The sequence below is a fragment of the Bacillus sp. 22475 genome (genome assembly GCF_052044835.1).
Taxonomy (GTDB): domain Bacteria; phylum Bacillota; class Bacilli; order Bacillales; family Bacillaceae_G; genus Bacillus_A; species Bacillus_A cereus.
Map to the genome: position 1 here is coordinate 113,631 of NZ_JBQENW010000003.1, position 17,035 is coordinate 130,665.

Consider the following 17,035-nt stretch of genomic DNA (forward strand, 5'->3'; position numbering starts at 1 on the left):
ATTTATGCCACAACCTCTCGCTTATTTTCAAACTGCTTATACTCTTCATTTTTCATAATTTTCTTTAATATTTGTACAGATTTCCACACTTCTTCGTATGTGTTATATAAAGCGACCGGCGCAAGTCTCACCCCATTTGGCGCTCTAAAATCTGGAATTACTCCATTTGCTTTTAGTGCTTTACATATACGTGCTGCTTCTGCATGCTCTAAATAAATGTGCCCGCCTCGTTTTTCATCCTCTAATGGATTTCCAATTGTAATTTCGAAATCTTTTAATTCATGTCCAATTAAATTCAGCATGTATCTCGTAATATGTAAAGATTTCTCACGTAAACGTTCAATACCAGCATCTTTGAAAATTTCAAGTGAACCAATTAATGGTGCTGTACTTAAAACGTGCGGTGTACCAATTTGATAAGCACCTGCATGATCAGCAGCTGTTAATGTATGCTCCATATCAAACTGCTTATCTTTTCTAGAACTAAACCATCCAGACAACCCTGGTAGTCTATTAAAATGTTTATTATTCACATAAATTCCTGCAACGCCACCCGGTCCTGCATTTAAATATTTATAATTGCACCAAACAGCAAAATCGACATCCCAATCTTTGAAATGATGCGGAATAGATCCTATTGAATGGCATAAATCAAATCCGATATGAATGCCGCGTTTATGAGCTTCCGTTGTTAAACGTTTCATATCCAGAATTTGACCACTTCTATATAAAACAGAAGGTAATAAAATTAAAGCGATATCATCTTCCATCGCATAAATAATATCTTCTTCAGAAAGTGTTCTACCATCTCGGCTTTTCACTCTTACTAGATGTTCATTTGGGTCTAATCCTTTTAGACGAATTTGACTTTGAAGTGCATAAATATCTGACGGGAAAGTTAATTCATCCGCAAGTATTTTTGTACGTATTCCTTTTGGTTCATAAAACGTCGCAATAACTTGGTGTATATTCGTAGTCGTAGAACCGGTTACAATAGTTTCTTCGGGTAAAGCTCCAATAAGAGGGGCTGTAAGTTTACCTAATTTCTCTGAAAGGAAAAACCACGGGTGCTCACCTTCTGTCCAGCCGTCAATGCCATACTTTTTCCAAGAATCTAGCAACGTAAGTAATGATTTCTCTGCTCTTTTTGAAAGTAGCCCTAATGAGTTTCCATCTAAATATATAGTACCTTCTTTTTTATAGAATTCAGTTTGAAAATCTTTCAGTTCATCATGTTTATCACATTCAAGCGCATACTCATAAGTTGGTTGAAATGGTTCTTTATACATGGTGTCACCTTCTCTTAATTTTCTTTTTATTCTAACTAATTGAAATATACCACCTTAATTGATACAACGTCAATGATATTATGTCAGTTGACTTTATATATGAACTTCTTTTACAATACAGTTATATTTTCAGATATTTCAGTATAAAGAGGTGATTCTTTGAAAAACTCTACTCTTTCATCAAGAAAACACCGCTCCTTAGAAACGAAGAAGAAACTATTACACTCTGGTTACACTATTTTTATAAATAATGGATTTCAAAAAACGACAATTACACAAATTATTAAACATGCAGAAACTGGTTATGGAACAGCATATGTATACTTCAAAAACAAAGATGATCTCCTAATTAGTTTAATGGAAGATGTTATGAATCAATTTTATAATATTGCTGAGCGCTCTTTTTCTCCACAAACAAAAGAGGAAGCACGTATAATGATCCAAAATCAAGTTAGAGCATTCCTGCAATTAGCAGATGAAGAACGCGCTATTTTGCAAGTTGTAGAGGAAGCGATAGGATTATCAAGAGAAATACGGCAAAAATGGGATGAGATTCGGGAACGTTTTATAACAAGTATTAAACAGGATATTACTTACTCTCAAGAAAGTGGATTAGCACAACCTAATTTAAATAAAGAGATTGTAGCACGCGGTTGGTTCGCGATGAATGAATCGTTTCTTTGGACTATTACGCAAAATGATAAAAAGATTAACTTAGAGGAAATTGTGTATACGTTAACGGAGATGTATACGACCGGGTTATATAAATAGCACATCTTCAATAAGTAAGGTGTGTTATTTTACATCTATAAAAATATATTATCTGGGTATGGTAGTGCTAAAGTAGGCTTTTCAGAAAATGAGAAATATTGTAGTTTTAAAGATTCACCATCTATCGATTTCAGTTTTCCACTAGTAATTTCACATTCAAATACAACAACAATATATTCTACTTGATCGCCATTCGGATATATATGACGGAACCTTTCCCCTCCAAATACCCCTTTTTGTTTTTTTACTTGCACTTTCAAACCCGTTTCTTCCCACACTTCACGAACTACCGCTTCTTCTGGAGTTTCTCCAGGCTCAATTGCTCCAGCTGGCAAACTCCAGTATTCTCCACCAGGATATTGAAATAAGATTTTCCCTTGCTCATTTTTAATAACAGCAGCTACACTCGGTATTAGAATTAGTTCATGGCCTAATTGCTCACGGATTTTTTTATAATATAGCGACATCGACATATAATTCTCTCCCACTCCAATAATAAACGACTGTATTTTCTGACACCTATTGTATAATAATACCAATAAAAATTTCTATATAGAAAGGATAAGAAAATGACCCAAGTACAACTAGTAAATAGCTTTCTATCATTTTTAGGTACGACAAAACAGCCTACTAGCTTAAAGTTTTTAAATGAGCTTATTAAAGCTCATCAAGAAAAAATAAAATGGGAAACCCTTACTAAAATAATTGACTGGGAAAAGGGTAATGAAACAGGTAATTATTTTCCTTCCATTGAGACATACATAAACCGTATTACAACAAAAGATCTCGGGGGTACTTGTTGGGCGCACTCAATTGGATTCCATTGGTTATTATCAAATCTTGGTTTTAATGTTCATTATATGTATATGGATCCCCGACATTTATGCTTACGGGTTAACTTAGACCAACCTTATTATGTTGATGTTGGTTATTGTGCACCTTTATTCCAAGCTTACCCACTTTATGAATCATTTCAAGTAAGTAATGTAAGAGAAACTTTCACTTATGAAGTCTCAAATAATAGGATTAAAATTGCTAGAAATCCAGGTCCAGCAAAAGTTTTACATACAGAGCCAATACATTTATCAAGTATGAAAGAAATCATTACAAAGTCTAATGATTGGCGTATATCTCCTGTATTAAAGAAAATTCAGATTTTCGGTTATATCGATGGCATTCCGACTTCTATTAATAATAATGTTTTAAAACAATTTTCCCAAGGTAAGAAAATAGAACAAAGCCTTACATTTTCTGAACTTAATTATTGGATAACAGAAAGATTTTATATTAATCAAGAAATATGTGAAAGAGCTATTGAGATTTTCAATGAAAAATCTTCAAATAGAATATTACAAACAAGTTCTTTAATATCTTTAGGCTGAGGTAAATAGCTAGTTGAAGGAGCAATTTCAAAATTAAAGCTTATATGTCCACATATAGTGACATTTCAACTCTTCATCGAACATATATTTCACAATATCTATAGATAATAAATCTCCTGCGTATTGCAACAGAAACTCCATATTCGAGCTACAAGTATAATAATTGTCATCGTCATCAAGATTTTTTATATTATATTCCGCCAAATCCCATAAAAAATCTTCTTTTAATATATTTTTAATTTTTTCAACAATGCTTATCCCCCCGAATTTTCCCAAGAATAACTCTCTAATCTACTTAAAATAATTTCAGTAAATTCTTCAGCAATGTCCTTAGAAATCTCACCACGATTTTCAATAATATCCCAAGCAATATTAATTGAAGTCCATCTCATCAATGAATTCTTTTCAAATTTTAAAAACTCTATTATTTCCTCCTCTTTCATTTCACTTAGAATTGCTTTTAATTCACTTTCTTCTAATTTGCTTCTTTGATCATAATCAGTTTGATTTTGTATTTTTACATATTCCTTACTTTCTTGATAAAAAGCAATCTTTACTTGTTCTGGTGATAAATCCGCTAATAGTTTTTCAATTTCTTCAGCGCCTATTTCTTTACCTTTATTTATACATTTGAAATAAATATGTTTTAATCCTGCTCGGTCTTCTTTGTGATACCAAGATAATATCCCACAACTTAATATCCAAATAGAAATTAACTCTTCAATATCAGTAGCATTCTCCACAAAATCAAATAATTGATTATATATTAAATTTAACGAGAAACGAAATTCTTCATCATGTTGTCTAATTTGCCATATGTCATTAATCCCACTTTTTACTGCAGCAGTTGCAGTTTCTTTTTGTATATCGTACGAGGCTCTATTACTCCCCTTTATATCTGCTACACTAGATAATTTATACAGTTCTAACCCCCGCGTTTTCCATTCTTGTGAATCTTGTTTAATTATCTTTTTAAAATATTTTAGTAGTGGCCATAAAGCATACTCCTTATGATCTACATAACTAACAACATCCCATTTTAACTTTTCATTAATTTCACTCATAAGTTCGGGTATTACTACTTCACCATATTTTTTAAAACATTCATGAGTTTCTTCGTAATTTTAAAATAAAGTTTGATTAAAAATATCGTGTTAACCCGTATTCTATGGTAAATAAAAAGAATCCATTTTGAAAAAGATTGATCAAAATGGATTCTTATCCAGCAGGTTTATGTTTTGGTTTTATAAAAAAGTTTGATCATTTTCTATCAATGAAAACAATTAATTGACTATTTTTATTATGAAAAGGTCGGAGCAGGAAATTCATCAATTTTGATACGAAGTAAACTATAAGGTTTCTGTCGTAAGTCTTTTCCATAATGAAATCTAGGCTGTCGATGTAATTGGTTCACAATGACATACAAATATTGATCCGGACCAATTGAAAAAGTATCCGGCCACAAAATTCTCGGATCATGTGCGATAGCTTCCATTATGCCATTTGGCAATATCTTACGGATACTGTTGTTTTCATAATCTCCAGCATAAACAGTTCCCTTTGCATCGGTGATCATTCCATCAGACGCACCTTTTTCTCCCCAATACTCCACATGATAAGGTAAATTCATGTCCGGTATCGTTCTGTCTCTCAAGGCTTCTGTTGAGATCGAGAACAAATGCCGACTGGTTAGTGGAGCAAAAAATAATATCTTTCCATCGGGAGAAATCGCAAGACTATCAGACGCCAACCTAAATGGAGAAGTTGAACCGTCTTTGTTTCGATTCATTAAAATTTGACCTTCTACTTTCGGTAAAAAATAGGGATCGGGTGAAGTTGAATTTGCTCCATTTAACCGTCTAAACGCGTTTCCATTTGATAAATCTACGACGATAATAGCTCCTGGTCCTCTTGAAGAAGAATCCGTTATATAGGCATAACCTGCTTTTCCAACACGAAAATCAAAACGGACATCATTCAGATAAGTTGTAGGCAGGACAACATCTTCTGTAAAGGTATATACTTTTCTTATTGTATTGGTTTCTAAATCAACAGCGACTAATTTTGCCCCCCCTTTAATAGGTTCAGAAAAATTGGGTGCCGCTGTATCTAATATCCAAAGCGTTCCCCTTCCATCAGCAACAACACTTTGGACACTGATGAAAGTCATTGGGATATTCTCGGGGTTAACCAAATTGGTTTGTAAATTAGGATAAGGCTGCAATTTATCCTCAAAAATTTCCGCCACCGTAAATTTAACATCGTCTCCCCATTTCGGAAAGCAAATGAAAATACGACCGGTTTCTGAAACAGTAACACCTGTAGGCATAGCCCCATAAAATGCATAAACTAGTTCTAAATTACCAAAATATTTTTCACTAGGTAACATAGGTTTCATAATATCCTCCTCAAGCATTCAAACGGGATATCTCCTATATATGATTTATATTTTTTCTAGTGCATGTTTCTTAATAAGTTTTTCTATACGAAAAGATGATTGAATTGATTGTTTTCGAAATTTAATAAGTCTGTCAGAAGAAAGGAAACATTTTAATTTAAAGGTCTCCAGATGAAGTAGAATTCAATTAGCAGGTAGCGAAGTTCAATATTCCCGAATCAACGTTAAGCTGGTATAAAAAATGGGGAAATTTCCCCCTTTAAATTTGTGAAAAAATGTACTTAAGCTAAACTGCCCGTTAGTTTAAGTGTAACACTTCACAAATAATCTTTTGAGTATTCTTATTATTCCTGTTTCCTCAACAATCTGGCCCTTTAATTGAACAATACAACTGAAATTTAAGGGGCAAAAGAAAAATCTTATATTAATACAGGGTTTTATCAATCTTTTTTATAAATTATCAAACTTTATTTTAAATCAATACCACACTTTATTCCATGTTCCATGAGTGACTAACGGGGGCTTTGAACAAGAAAATAAAGGTGAGTACATATTATACATGACTAATATGCGCTCACCTTTATTTTTTTAGGATTTTTAGCTTTTAGGTCTTGATAATAATTTTTAGTGGTTTTATTAACAATTTATATTTAGTAAAATTGCTTTTTATGAATTTGATATAAGTCCAAAGAATTTCCTGGTCAATATAATAACGTATATCAGCACACTTTTTCTTTATTTATTCTACTTACAATTCCAACTATAAATTTATATTCAATCCTCCTCTTCTTAGTTTTTTTAAACCCTTCTTTCGTATCAAAAATAAAACACGTTTTCCGAAACCAAATTCGTACATATAAAGACTCAAAATAAATAGGTTTTATAATTCCTCGTTCCTCAAATTCAGTTCCATCTTTATTTTCAGTTTCTGTTCGAACGAACCACCTATTTCCGAAGCCAATTTCAATATACTTCACATAAGTCCCCCTTTCGGAAATTAATTTCTAACTGTTCTATTATTTCCCCGGTAAGCGCACATTCCGACAGAACATGAGCCCACAAAGAAAAAGTAGATTACAAAAATCTACTTTATAACTTATATTTTTGCATTCGTTTATAAAATGTACTACGGGGTACATCTAATAGTTTTGCAGCTAATGAAACATTTCCGTTTGTCTTTTGTAATGCTTCAATCATGCTATCACGCTGTATTTTTTCGCGGAAATTCAATGTATGTTGGGTTTTATTTTCAACTTGTAACTCAAGTTGTTGTTGATTTCCCATCATTGTTTGTATCAAAAAAGCGACTTGTTTTTCGCATATTTCCCGTCCTTGCGACAAAATGTAAATGCGTTCTAATGCATTTACTAGTTCTCGGATATTTCCGGGCCATATATGTTGTAAAAATTGATTGCAAATACTCTTCGGAAATACAACATTCCATTTCTTCCGTTCGCAAAAGTGTTGTATAAAATATGGGATATCCTCTTTTCTTTCTATTAACGATGGAACATATAACGGATAAACGTGCAAACGATAATATAAATCTTGACGGAATTTCCCTTCTTCTACTAACCGTAGTAAATCTTTATGTGTGGCAGTAATAATACGAATATTTACTGGTACCTCTTTTGAACTTCCTATTGGAGTTATTGTACGTTCTTGTAAAACACGCAATAATGCTACTTGCATCTCTGATGGTACTTCACCAATTTCATCTAAAAATAATGTTCCTCCATTCGCTTGTTCAAATTTCCCTTTATATCCTTGACGTCGCGCACCTGTAAATGCACCTTCAGCATAACCGAACAATTCACTTTCCATTAATTCTTTAGGCAAAGAACCGCAGTTAACAGCTATAAAGGGCCCGTCTTTTCTTGGACTATTTTCATGAATCGCTCTCGCGACATATTCCTTTCCCACTCCTGTCTCACCACATACATACACACTAGCATCAGTCGGTGAAACAAGCTTAATTTCTTCTAGTGTGTGTTGAAATGCTCTGCTTGTCCCAGTAACTCCTGGAAAAGTAATTCCTTTTATAAATGTGAGAGCAGAATATGTATTCATTTGTTTGTTTTCCTTTAAATACATACATTTCCCAATCATTCTTTCATTACTATATACTGGTATCTCTAATTTAGTTTCTAATCCATGGTGCATTAACTCTTCAAGTTTCATTCTTGACCAATTATTTATTCGTTCACGAACGCTCTTACTCGCAGAAACGATAACATCACGATGATTACAAATAACTACTTGTTCATCACTATCAATGACATCTAAAAAACGATGGATTAAGTGTAATTCATTTTGATGAACTCTTATGCTACATTCACGTTCAATCGCATGTGCAATTGAAGTTACCATACCGAGCATATATGGATGCGAAAATTCAATTGGACAGGAGAAATCTAGAATACCAATTAATTTCCCGTCATCGTTATGAATGGGAGCAGCCGCACAACTCCAGCTATGAGATGCCACGGAGTAATGTTCAGTACCACTTATCATAATAGCTTCTTCAATTTCTAGCGCTGTTCCTATTGCGTTTGTCCCCACAGCTGCTTCCGTCCATTTTACACCTTCAATAAAATTAATATGTTTCGCTCGCTTTAACGTCTGTTTATTTCCACTTAAGGATAGAACATAACCATCTGGATCGATTAATAATGCCATCATTTGTAGTTCATCAATGGTTTTTCTCATATTTTGTATTTGGGGTAATGCTATATCAAGGAAAATTTCACTCTTTTTCTTTTGTTCTCGAAAAATATTAGAAGACAAAATTTTCTGACCTTTATTCATGTGAGGATTAACATTAGCCTGTTTACATCGATGCCACGATTCTGAAATTCTTTGATTTATGCGATTTGAATCAAGAACACCTTCATTAACAAACTTTTTCCATGTATGTAAGTAAAACGGTGAAGCTAACATTGTATCATCTCCCTTTTAATTGTTTTGGAGATTTATAAAACATACTTTTATTATAAAACTGAATAAAAGCGTTTTCAATACGACACAAATATGTTAATAATTTGAATATCCTAATGCACTTCTTTATTCTTTTTTAGTAGCACTATATTTTGTATAATGGACGCAAAGAAAATACATAACCAAAACCACTTTTGTGGATTACCATTTATAAAGAAAACAATCACGGCTATTGCAAATAAAATAGTGGATGCTAAACTAAAATATAATTTTGTTTTCATTCCTATTATCCCTCACCCCTCTATTACTTTACAGTACATACTAACTCTTCATTTTTCATCTCTACTATATACTCCTGTAAAACATATTCTTTCCCACCATATTTTTCATACCATTCATGTATTCTTCTAATATGATTCTCGTCACTTCTAATTTTCGATTCTATTTCTTTATACTGTTCATAACTATCATATTCCCATATGGCAAATACTTCAGACGTACCATTCTTATTATCTTTCATCCAGCGTCCTATTAGCTTAGAACCATGCTTTAATTGATTAGGTAAGTTTGTGTTATTGAAATGATCATTAAATACTTCTATGAATTCATTTTTCACTACATAGTACTTCCTTCTGTAAAACATACTTCTTCACCTCTTTTATGAAAAGTATCAGTAAACCTTCCCATCACTACCGTATTATAATACTTTCCGTCCGATAGTCTTTTGTCATTTTTTAAAACGCCTTCTACTTCAAAACCTAATTTTTTATAAAGATGAATAGCTTTCTCGTTTGTCTCTAATACTTGTAAAGATATTTTATTTACTGCATTTTCGTCAGCCCATTTAATAGATTGTTGTAATAGGCTCTTACCCATTCTATATCCCCAAAACTCTTTTAAAATACAAACGCCAAACTCCACTTTATGAGATAATCTCTTAAAATTTGATCCTTCACACCTTGAAAATCCAATGATTCGATTGTGCACTTCTGCAACTAAAAAGAGATTCTTCGTCTCTTCACTATCTGTTTTTATTATTTTTTGAAACCCTAGGTCATCTATAAATCCCTCTCCAGCATCTCGATCCATATTTTCAGTTTCTCCATCAATCTGAACTCTAATTTTCGATAACTGCTCAGCATCTTTCTCAGCTGCAGAACGAATTGTATAAGTTAATCCATTTATATGAAACTCTTGCTCTTTTACAATCATGTCAAACTCCTTTCAAATGAATATAATGGCGCTATTACAACTTGTTTACCTTGTTTCTCAAATTCCTGAACAGTTTCTTTACTAGCCTCTTCGTCAGTTATAATAAGGTCAATTTCTTTTAGAGACTCTCCTCTTATAAAACAATCTATTCCAAGTTTATTATGCGGAGCTAAACAAATATTTCTTCTAGCAATTTCACTTACTCTTTTACTAAAATAAGCAACTTCAGGTGTTGCAGTACTAATACCTTGTAATGAAATGCCTCCACCTGTAGAGAAATAAAGATCAATAGAAAATCTACTTATCAATTCAGAGGCAAGTGTATCAGTAATATTTCCTGAAGGTTTTACTTTTCCGCCAATTAAATACGTATCAATATTCTTATATTCTCGTAGATAACCAGCTATTTCTATAGAATTCGTAATAACCGTAAATGATACTTCCGGTAAATATTTCAGCATCGCATTATGAATGGAAGCCCCGCCAATAAAAATTGAATCACCTTCTTGTATATAAGATACTGCAACTCTTGCAATTGTGTCCTCATATATTGAGCTATCACTATAACGTTTAGTTGGTTCCGCAGCTAAATTTCTCACTCGCGTAAGTTCAATTGCACCTCCGTGCGTTCTTTTTAATAAACCATCCTTTTCCATAATAGACAAATCTCTTCTTATAGAATCAATAGACATATCAAATCTTTCCGCAAGATCCTTTGCGATTACTCTTCCATCTGTATTAAGTAGTTCTAAAATTTTCTCTCGACGCTCTTCAGTAAACATGTTATCACCACCGTTATTGAAGATTCAGAAACTTAAACTTTATTTTAATTATATGCATGCCTCTTTCATTTTACAATATTTTCAGTTCTTATTTATTCCGTTTTATACAGTCTTCTCCCTCTTTCTATCCCATTAATTTGCCAACCAAATAAATGCATATCTGTATATTACGCAAAAATACTTCCATTTACCTTCCTGTTGATGTAAAATTATTCCTATATTTTACTTTTTAATACAGAAAGGGATTACTATGAAATCAATTAATCAAAACGACATGTACAGCATTATTATTTACTGGAATATTAACAGGATGTAATAGCAATACTACACCAAAACAAGAAAAGAGCGCTCTCGAAAAGAATGCAATGCACTATGGAGAAATAGTTAAAAACGAATACTATAGAGCGACAGTTGAAAATGCAAAGTTTGAAAAATTAGACGAAGAGCGGCGCCTTACTACTCGTATTATGATTAATAATGTTCGAGACGATGGACAAACTATTGATCTTTCGGAAATAAAATATTTCATACAAGATGAAAAAACTGGTCAGAAATATGAAGGTGAAGCTCATCCGATAGGTGACGAGCACTATAAAAATGTTCCGCACGAATTCTCTTTAACTACTGACGTTGTATTTGAACTGAAAACTTCACCAAAAGATTTAAATAATATGTATTTATACATAGATAGCAAAGCTGCACCGTTAACAAATACATATTGGAAGCTTGATAATTTAGTATCTAAATAGAAAGACCAGCCTTAAATGACTGGTCTTTTTACATTCATACATTTACCTTTCATTAACACTTATATTCATTTTCTAATAACAACTTGAATAACATCAGCTAAACCAGTGTGCCCTTTCCCTTCAACTCGCTCTTGTTCTCCATTAAAGAAATGAATTACCTTATGTTCTTCACACCAAGTAAGAATATCAATTGGATCATACAGCATATCAACATCTTTTGGTCCACCAGTACTATAGTTTATTTGTTTTTTTGAGTAAACTTCAAACATAATTAATCCACCAGGTTTTATCGTTTGTATCATTTTATCTAATATCATTTTTTTATAATCATCATGAAAATGTCCAAATACCATAATTGCCGCATCATATTCATTTTCTGGCAAACAATCAGCTAATAAATCTACTTTTTTTGTATGCACGTTTACGTTATGCTTCTCTGCCAATTTTTTTGTCTTTTCTAATCCATCTTCCGAATAATCAATAGCTGTTACTTCGTTCCCTTGTCTTGCTAGAAATACAGCATTTCTACCTTCTCCCTCTGCGAAAGCTATTACTTTATTGTGATTTTCTAAACGAAATGCTTGTTCTTTAATAAATGTATTAGGTTCTTCCCCGTAAAAATATTCATCTGATTTATATCGATCATTCCAAAAATTATTCATCATCTTCTCTCCTTCTACATATTATTTTCTAACTACAATTAAAGATATTAAAGAGCCTTTTTATCCTTAATTAATTTAAAAATAAAAGCAGATTAAAAATCCACTTTTATTTTTTTCGCAAGATCTACGATTTTTTGATTTCTTAACTCTTCTTCCATTTTCTCTTCTGCTGCGAGCATTGCCTCATTAATTAAACATCCAGGTTTGTCATGTAAACAACAGTCAAACAATGATGTTTTGCCTTCAATTGCATGTATAATATCTAAAAATGAAATATCTTCCCAATTCTTACTAAGCGAGTAACCGCCCTTTGGACCAGATGATGAATGTATCATCCCTTCCTTCGTCAACTTAGTTAGTATTTTAGACAAGTACGTTGGTGAAACATTTTGCATTTCTGCTAATTGGTGAACACTAACTAACTTATTTGGTGTGGCCTTTGCCAGAAAAAGCATTGTATGAAGAGCATAATTTGTAGCTTTAGAATATTTCATAGTACAGCTCCTATTGTAGACTTCATGTATCTACAATAACTTTATTTTTTTATTATGTCAAACGTTTGTAATACTCCATACAACATTATTTCTTCACAAGTAATACATCTGCTGCGCAAATCGTCACTTCTCTAAATGGAGAGTCAAATAAAACACCTAGTTCAAAACCATCTTCAGTAAGAGCTATTTCATGATATAGCCACCAAGCACTTTCAAAGTTTTCCGGCATAGAACACTTTGTTACTCCTATAAAGTGAAACTTTAATCAGTGGGGGTTTTGTTCATCTCCCACTGATTATTAGCCCTAACCAATTGGGCTTTTACGGGCAGTTGATCCCCACCTACCTTCTTTGCTTTCGCTGCATTTTGAGGCGGGTGCCTTACTGCCCGTTAATGCGGGATAAAGGTTACTTCAAGTTTATCAAATTCACTAAAAGTACCACTGCAATCTAATATGATAGACAAAGTATCTTCTGACTTTCTCTTTACTACTTTAATTACACTATCGTGTAGTGATGTCTTGTGTAACTGAGCGACATTTGACGGAAGTTTTTTCTCAATGGAATTAAAATATTCTACGTATGATTGATCTAATTGTGCCACTCTTTTCTCATAATCTGTTGTCCACTTTTGCATAAGTTTTTTCAGTTCACCTGATGGGTATTCTGAATTAATTGTGATGTTTTGTATAATTGAGTATATCGATTCAGGAAGGAACTTTAATAAATCTATTTTCCTTTTCTCAATTTCCTCCTTTAAACTTTCTATATCCATTTCCGACCATTCTTTTATAGAATCTATAAAACTTACAAATTCTAAAACTTGCATTTCTTTATACCAATCTCTTGTAAAATATTTCAATGACACCTCTCTTAAAACATCTTTACATCCAGTAAAAACAATATATCCACTTATTGTATCATTCCAATAACCATTCTTTCTAAAGAAAAAATATAAAACTGTAAATATTCCACCTATTATTTCTAAAACTTCAGAATATTTACAAAAGTATAAAATTAGAATACATTTTAGCTGTACACGATTCACCTGTACAAAAATTCAAACAAAAAGGGATGGTTATATGTTGAAGAAATTAGTAGCAGGGACATTAGTAGCGGGTTTTGCATTAACTGGAGGACTAGGTGCGGTAAGTGCTGAAGAAAAAGTAACACAATTAAGTCATTTGATTATTTAAAAGTGGATGAACAAAATGTTAATTCATTTGCAAAATTAAGTGATCAGGATAAGAAAGATATCCAAATTACTATGGTATTACCTAAGCAAAATGAAAATGGAGATTGGCTAGCTTATGGTTTTACTAGCCGTGAAACATTAAATGCGTATATTGAAAAGGATAAAAAAGCAATTAAAAATAAAATTAATCCTTTAGGTAGCGGTGCTGGTAGTACTGATTTTTATGAACATAAAGATAAAGGTGGCCAATATATTTACTGGAGTAGCGGCTTTAAAAACTTACCATCTAGCTGGAATGACAGAATTTCTTCTGTAAGTACAGCGTCACCTTCTGCAAGTTATTCAACGACACTTTGGGAGCACACTTCAACACAAGGATATGGAAAAGGCGTTGTATTTAAACATGCTGATTGGTACGGTAAAACTGCTAATTTAGCTGCTGATTGGAACGATATTACTTCAGCGATTGAAATTAAATAGTAATAAGATATTTAATTTCTTCTATAAAAATTCAAACCACTATTCTCTCTTTCATTTAGAGAATAGTGGTTTATCATATTTCTATTTAAGCATGTACAGCATGTCCTACTGCTTGCATTAACGCTTCATGAATCGCCTCAGATAAAGTTGGATGTGCTGCAATATAATCTCTCATTATATCAGCGGTAACTTCTGTATGAATCATTACGGTTCCTTGACCAATAAGTTCAGTTGCATAAGGACCGATAATAGAAATCCCTACAATTTCTTGGTATTTAGGTTCCACAATGACTTTTACTTTCCCTACTTGTTCTCCTAAAATAAGAGCTTTTCCGTTCGCTGTAAAAGGGAATTCTCCGATGAGAATATCACCATATTGTTCTCTTGCACCTTTTTCACTTAACCCGACACTAGCTATTTCTGGAGCTGTGTATATACAACGGGGCACAGCGTAATAATTTACTTTCACGTCTTCTCCGCTTGCGTGTAATGCTGCTGTCGTTCCTTCATGGAAGGCAACGTGAGCAAGCTGAATTCCACCAATCACATCACCAGCTGCGTAAATATGCGATACGTTCGTTTGCATATGTTCATTCACAGCAATCCCTTTATTTGAAAACTGAACTCCTGCCTTTTCTAATCCTAATTGTTGTACTTGTGGTTTTCTTCCTATGGAAACAAGAACAAATTCTGGAGTTACTTCGTGAGTAATTCCCTCGTATTCAAATACAGCTTGCTTCTTATAGTTATTTAATCCTTTTAAAACTGCTCCCGTAAAAATTTCCACACCATCTTTTTCTAATTTTCCTCTTAAAATATTCGCAATATCTTCATCTTCACCAGGTAGTAATTGCGGTGCCATCTCAACTATCGATACTTTTGTGCCAAGTCTACTATAAATACTTGCAAACTCGCATCCTATTACACCACCGCCAACGATTAACAATGAAGATGGTACACTCTCAAGAGACATTGCATGGCTACTATTTAAAATCCATTTTCCATCGAACGGAGCGAATGGTAGCTCTGTAGACTTGGAACCAGCTGCGATAATAAAGCTCTCTCCATCGATTAATTCTTCTTTATTTCCTTGTACAACTCGCACACGATGATCCGTTTCGAATTTCGCTTTTCCTTTTACAACTTTAATTTTATTTTTCTTCATTAAATATTGTATTCCTTGGACAAGTTGCATTACGATTTGTGATTTCCTCGCCTGTATTTGACCCCAATCAATTGAGATATTTTCTGTATTAAGTGTAACTCCATAATCATTCGCTTTTCTCACAATGTCATGTACTTCAGCACTTTCTAACAGTGATTTCGTCGGCATACACCCAACATTTAAACATGTTCCGCCAAGGTCAGCTTCATCAATAAGAGTGACATCTTTGCCATTTTGAGCCGCGGTAATTGCTGCTACATAGCCAGCAGGTCCGCCCCCAATAACAACTAATTTACTCATTCTCTCACCTTCTCTTTATAAAAGAATTGTTATAGGTTCTTCTAAATAATGTTTAATTGTGCGTAAAAATGCAGCTGCTGGTGCACCGTCTAATACACGATGATCGAATGTTAAACTTAAAGGTAACATACTTCCTTTTCTTAATTTTTTCCCTTTAAATACAGGAACATGTTCAATTGCACCTACACCTAAAATACCAGTTTCAGGTGTATTTAATACCGGCGTAAAATATTCAATACCAAAGCTACCTAAATTACTAATTGTAAATGTCGTTCCGTGCATATCATCACTACTTAAGCTACCTGCTCGTGCCTTTTGTGCCACATTCTTAATCTCTTTAGACAACTCTACTAAAGATAAATTATTTGCAAAGCGAATAGCTGGAACGATTAACCCTTTTTCTAATGCGACTGCCATGCCTAAATGCACATGTTCAAATTGATGAATTGCATCATCTATATAAGCGCTGTTCATTTCTTTATGCTCTCCAAGTGCTAATACAGTAGCACGCGAGACGAAATCCGTAATGGTTAATTTATTATCATATCTTTTTTGTACAACTTTCGCTATTTCTTTATGTAAAGCAACTAAATCTGTTACATCTACTTTCATCGTTAACGTTAATTGTGCGCTATTTTGTAAGCTTGCGTGCATACGATTTGCGATCGCTTTACGCATACCAGTAACAGGAATCACGTTACTTTCTTCTTGTTCAGATATTTCCGGAACGATTCCTCTTACCTCAAGTGCTTTTAATACATCTGCCTTTGTAATCCTTCCGCCAGGACCTGTACCAACCAATACCTTGATATCCAAATTTTCAGACTTTGCAATTTTCTTCGCTACAGGTGAAATTTTAATTCTTTGCTTCGCTACTTCTTTCCCATTTGGTTCTTGATTTTGTACATTTTGTACTTCTATATTAGATGTTTTTTCTTCTACCACATGTGTGCTTTCCTGCATTTCTACTTTTTCATTCGGTTTACCGATGTAGCAAATTACAGTACCAGGCGGCACCCCTTCATCTTCACTTACAGCTATATCAAGCACCGTACCATCAGCTGGCGCTTCAATTTCCGTTTCAATTTTTTCTGAATTAATACTAGCAATTAGTTCTCCTTTTGCTACATTATCGCCTGCTTTAATATTCCAGCTCGTAATAATACCTTCTTTCATCGCCATACCTAACTTCGGCATTACAACTTCTACAGCCATGTTTC

At 33.3% G+C, this 17,035-nt stretch carries 17 protein-coding genes and 3 pseudogenes; 4 read left to right on the top strand and 16 right to left on the bottom strand.

From position 1 onward, the window contains the following. Positions 1–2: 2 nt before the first annotated feature. Positions 3–1,289 (bottom strand): kynureninase, encoded by a 1,287-nt coding sequence (gene kynU, locus ACTJJY_RS06795; protein WP_440605272.1) that lies wholly within the window; start codon positions 1,287–1,289, stop codon positions 3–5. A gap of 159 nt (positions 1,290–1,448) precedes the next feature. Between kynU and ACTJJY_RS06800 the strand changes: the two genes are divergently transcribed. Next, a complete protein-coding gene (locus ACTJJY_RS06800; protein ID WP_000798537.1) occupies positions 1,449–2,060 on the top strand; it encodes a TetR/AcrR family transcriptional regulator in 612 nt (203 codons plus the stop codon). Between the two features lie 35 nt (positions 2,061–2,095). Here ACTJJY_RS06800 and ACTJJY_RS06805 read toward each other — a convergent pair whose 3' ends face one another. Continuing rightward, positions 2,096–2,533, bottom strand: coding sequence for an NUDIX hydrolase (locus ACTJJY_RS06805; RefSeq protein ID WP_025118390.1), 438 nt, complete (start codon positions 2,531–2,533; stop codon positions 2,096–2,098). Positions 2,534–2,629: 96 nt separating this feature from the next. Between ACTJJY_RS06805 and ACTJJY_RS06810 the strand changes: the two genes are divergently transcribed. After that, a complete protein-coding gene (locus tag ACTJJY_RS06810; protein ID WP_440605273.1) occupies positions 2,630–3,442 on the top strand; it encodes an arylamine N-acetyltransferase in 813 nt (270 codons plus the stop codon). 33 nt (positions 3,443–3,475) lie between these two features. Here ACTJJY_RS06810 and ACTJJY_RS06815 read toward each other — a convergent pair whose 3' ends face one another. From ACTJJY_RS06815 to ACTJJY_RS06850, 8 genes are all read right to left on the bottom strand, one after another. Continuing rightward, entirely contained in the window at positions 3,476–3,718 is a 243-nt protein-coding gene (locus ACTJJY_RS06815; RefSeq protein ID WP_440605274.1) for a hypothetical protein, read from the bottom strand. Next, positions 3,697–4,506, bottom strand: coding sequence for a hypothetical protein (locus ACTJJY_RS06820; protein WP_440605275.1), 810 nt, complete (start codon positions 4,504–4,506; stop codon positions 3,697–3,699). Before ACTJJY_RS06820 ends, ACTJJY_RS06815 begins: the two co-directional genes overlap by 22 nt. A gap of 236 nt (positions 4,507–4,742) precedes the next feature. Then, on the bottom strand, positions 4,743–5,840 hold the full coding sequence (locus ACTJJY_RS06825) for an L-dopachrome tautomerase-related protein (RefSeq protein WP_440605276.1): 1,098 nt from the start codon (positions 5,838–5,840) through the stop codon (positions 4,743–4,745). 719 nt (positions 5,841–6,559) lie between these two features. Further along, positions 6,560–6,817: a DUF3977 family protein gene (locus ACTJJY_RS06830; RefSeq protein ID WP_000873825.1), complete on the bottom strand. Its 258-nt coding sequence runs from the start codon at positions 6,815–6,817 to the stop codon at positions 6,560–6,562. Positions 6,818–6,929: 112 nt separating this feature from the next. Then, positions 6,930–8,780, bottom strand: coding sequence for a sigma-54-dependent Fis family transcriptional regulator (locus ACTJJY_RS06835; RefSeq protein WP_440605277.1), 1,851 nt, complete (start codon positions 8,778–8,780; stop codon positions 6,930–6,932). A gap of 301 nt (positions 8,781–9,081) precedes the next feature. After that, positions 9,082–9,420 carry an NIPSNAP family protein gene (locus ACTJJY_RS06840; RefSeq protein WP_440605278.1) on the bottom strand — a complete coding sequence of 113 codons (339 nt, stop codon included), beginning with the start codon at positions 9,418–9,420 and terminating at the stop codon, positions 9,082–9,084. Continuing rightward, positions 9,393–9,989: an N-acetyltransferase family protein gene (locus ACTJJY_RS06845; RefSeq protein ID WP_440605279.1), complete on the bottom strand. Its 597-nt coding sequence runs from the start codon at positions 9,987–9,989 to the stop codon at positions 9,393–9,395. The genes ACTJJY_RS06840 and ACTJJY_RS06845 overlap by 28 nt, the downstream gene beginning before the upstream one ends. Further along, complete coding sequence (locus ACTJJY_RS06850; RefSeq protein ID WP_440605280.1) at positions 9,986–10,771, bottom strand: DeoR/GlpR family DNA-binding transcription regulator; 786 nt, start codon at positions 10,769–10,771, stop codon at positions 9,986–9,988. The genes ACTJJY_RS06845 and ACTJJY_RS06850 overlap by 4 nt, the downstream gene beginning before the upstream one ends. Before the next feature lie 263 nt (positions 10,772–11,034). Here ACTJJY_RS06850 and ACTJJY_RS06855 point away from each other — a divergent pair, with 263 nt between their 5' ends. Further along, positions 11,035–11,520, top strand: a complete 486-nt coding sequence (locus tag ACTJJY_RS06855; RefSeq protein WP_440605352.1) for a hypothetical protein — start codon at positions 11,035–11,037, stop codon at positions 11,518–11,520. A gap of 65 nt (positions 11,521–11,585) precedes the next feature. On the opposite strand, the gene ACTJJY_RS06860 is transcribed toward ACTJJY_RS06855, so the two are convergent. The 4 genes and pseudogenes from ACTJJY_RS06860 to ACTJJY_RS06875 all read right to left on the bottom strand — a co-directional run. Continuing rightward, a complete protein-coding gene (locus tag ACTJJY_RS06860; protein ID WP_440605281.1) occupies positions 11,586–12,185 on the bottom strand; it encodes a class I SAM-dependent methyltransferase in 600 nt (199 codons plus the stop codon). A gap of 89 nt (positions 12,186–12,274) precedes the next feature. Beyond that, complete coding sequence (locus tag ACTJJY_RS06865; protein WP_000877649.1) at positions 12,275–12,676, bottom strand: Rrf2 family transcriptional regulator; 402 nt, start codon at positions 12,674–12,676, stop codon at positions 12,275–12,277. Between the two features lie 85 nt (positions 12,677–12,761). Beyond that, positions 12,762–12,929 (bottom strand): annotated as a pseudogene (locus ACTJJY_RS06870) (DUF4085 family protein); the annotation flags it as partial. Between the two features lie 152 nt (positions 12,930–13,081). After that, positions 13,082–13,537, bottom strand: a pseudogene (locus ACTJJY_RS06875) (DUF4085 family protein); the annotation flags it as partial. 220 nt (positions 13,538–13,757) lie between these two features. Here ACTJJY_RS06875 and ACTJJY_RS06880 point away from each other — a divergent pair. Beyond that, positions 13,758–14,350: pseudogene (locus tag ACTJJY_RS06880) on the top strand (hypothetical protein). Between the two features lie 85 nt (positions 14,351–14,435). Here ACTJJY_RS06880 and lpdA read toward each other — a convergent pair. Beyond that, the gene (gene lpdA / locus ACTJJY_RS06885; RefSeq protein ID WP_440605282.1) at positions 14,436–15,815 is read right to left on the bottom strand and encodes a dihydrolipoyl dehydrogenase; all 1,380 of its coding nucleotides are present in this window, start codon (positions 15,813–15,815) and stop codon (positions 14,436–14,438) included. A 15-nt stretch (positions 15,816–15,830) separates the two neighbouring features. Continuing rightward, on the bottom strand, positions 15,831–17,030 hold the full coding sequence (locus tag ACTJJY_RS06890; protein WP_440605283.1) for a dihydrolipoamide acetyltransferase family protein: 1,200 nt from the start codon (positions 17,028–17,030) through the stop codon (positions 15,831–15,833). Between the last annotated feature and the right edge of the window lie 5 nt (positions 17,031–17,035).

Excerpts from the sequence above, each read along its gene's own strand:
- ACTJJY_RS06805 (WP_025118390.1), bottom strand. The coding sequence starts at position 2,533 with ATGTCGATGTCGCTATATTATAAAAAAATCCGTGAGCAATTAGGCCAT.
- ACTJJY_RS06865 (WP_000877649.1), bottom strand. The coding sequence starts at position 12,676 with ATGAAATATTCTAAAGCTACAAATTATGCTCTTCATACAATGCTTTTT.
- ACTJJY_RS06845 (WP_440605279.1), bottom strand. The coding sequence starts at position 9,989 with ATGATTGTAAAAGAGCAAGAGTTTCATATAAATGGATTAACTTATACA.
- kynU (WP_440605272.1), bottom strand. The coding sequence starts at position 1,289 with ATGTATAAAGAACCATTTCAACCAACTTATGAGTATGCGCTTGAATGT.
- lpdA (WP_440605282.1), bottom strand. The coding sequence starts at position 15,815 with ATGAGTAAATTAGTTGTTATTGGGGGCGGACCTGCTGGCTATGTAGCA.
- ACTJJY_RS06825 (WP_440605276.1), bottom strand. The coding sequence starts at position 5,840 with ATGAAACCTATGTTACCTAGTGAAAAATATTTTGGTAATTTAGAACTA.
- ACTJJY_RS06835 (WP_440605277.1), bottom strand. The coding sequence starts at position 8,780 with ATGTTAGCTTCACCGTTTTACTTACATACATGGAAAAAGTTTGTTAAT.
- ACTJJY_RS06810 (WP_440605273.1), top strand. The coding sequence starts at position 2,630 with ATGACCCAAGTACAACTAGTAAATAGCTTTCTATCATTTTTAGGTACG.
- ACTJJY_RS06850 (WP_440605280.1), bottom strand. The coding sequence starts at position 10,771 with ATGTTTACTGAAGAGCGTCGAGAGAAAATTTTAGAACTACTTAATACA.
- ACTJJY_RS06840 (WP_440605278.1), bottom strand. The coding sequence starts at position 9,420 with ATGTTTTACAGAAGGAAGTACTATGTAGTGAAAAATGAATTCATAGAA.
- ACTJJY_RS06820 (WP_440605275.1), bottom strand. The coding sequence starts at position 4,506 with ATGAGTGAAATTAATGAAAAGTTAAAATGGGATGTTGTTAGTTATGTA.
- ACTJJY_RS06890 (WP_440605283.1), bottom strand. The coding sequence starts at position 17,030 with ATGGCTGTAGAAGTTGTAATGCCGAAGTTAGGTATGGCGATGAAAGAA.
- ACTJJY_RS06860 (WP_440605281.1), bottom strand. The coding sequence starts at position 12,185 with ATGATGAATAATTTTTGGAATGATCGATATAAATCAGATGAATATTTT.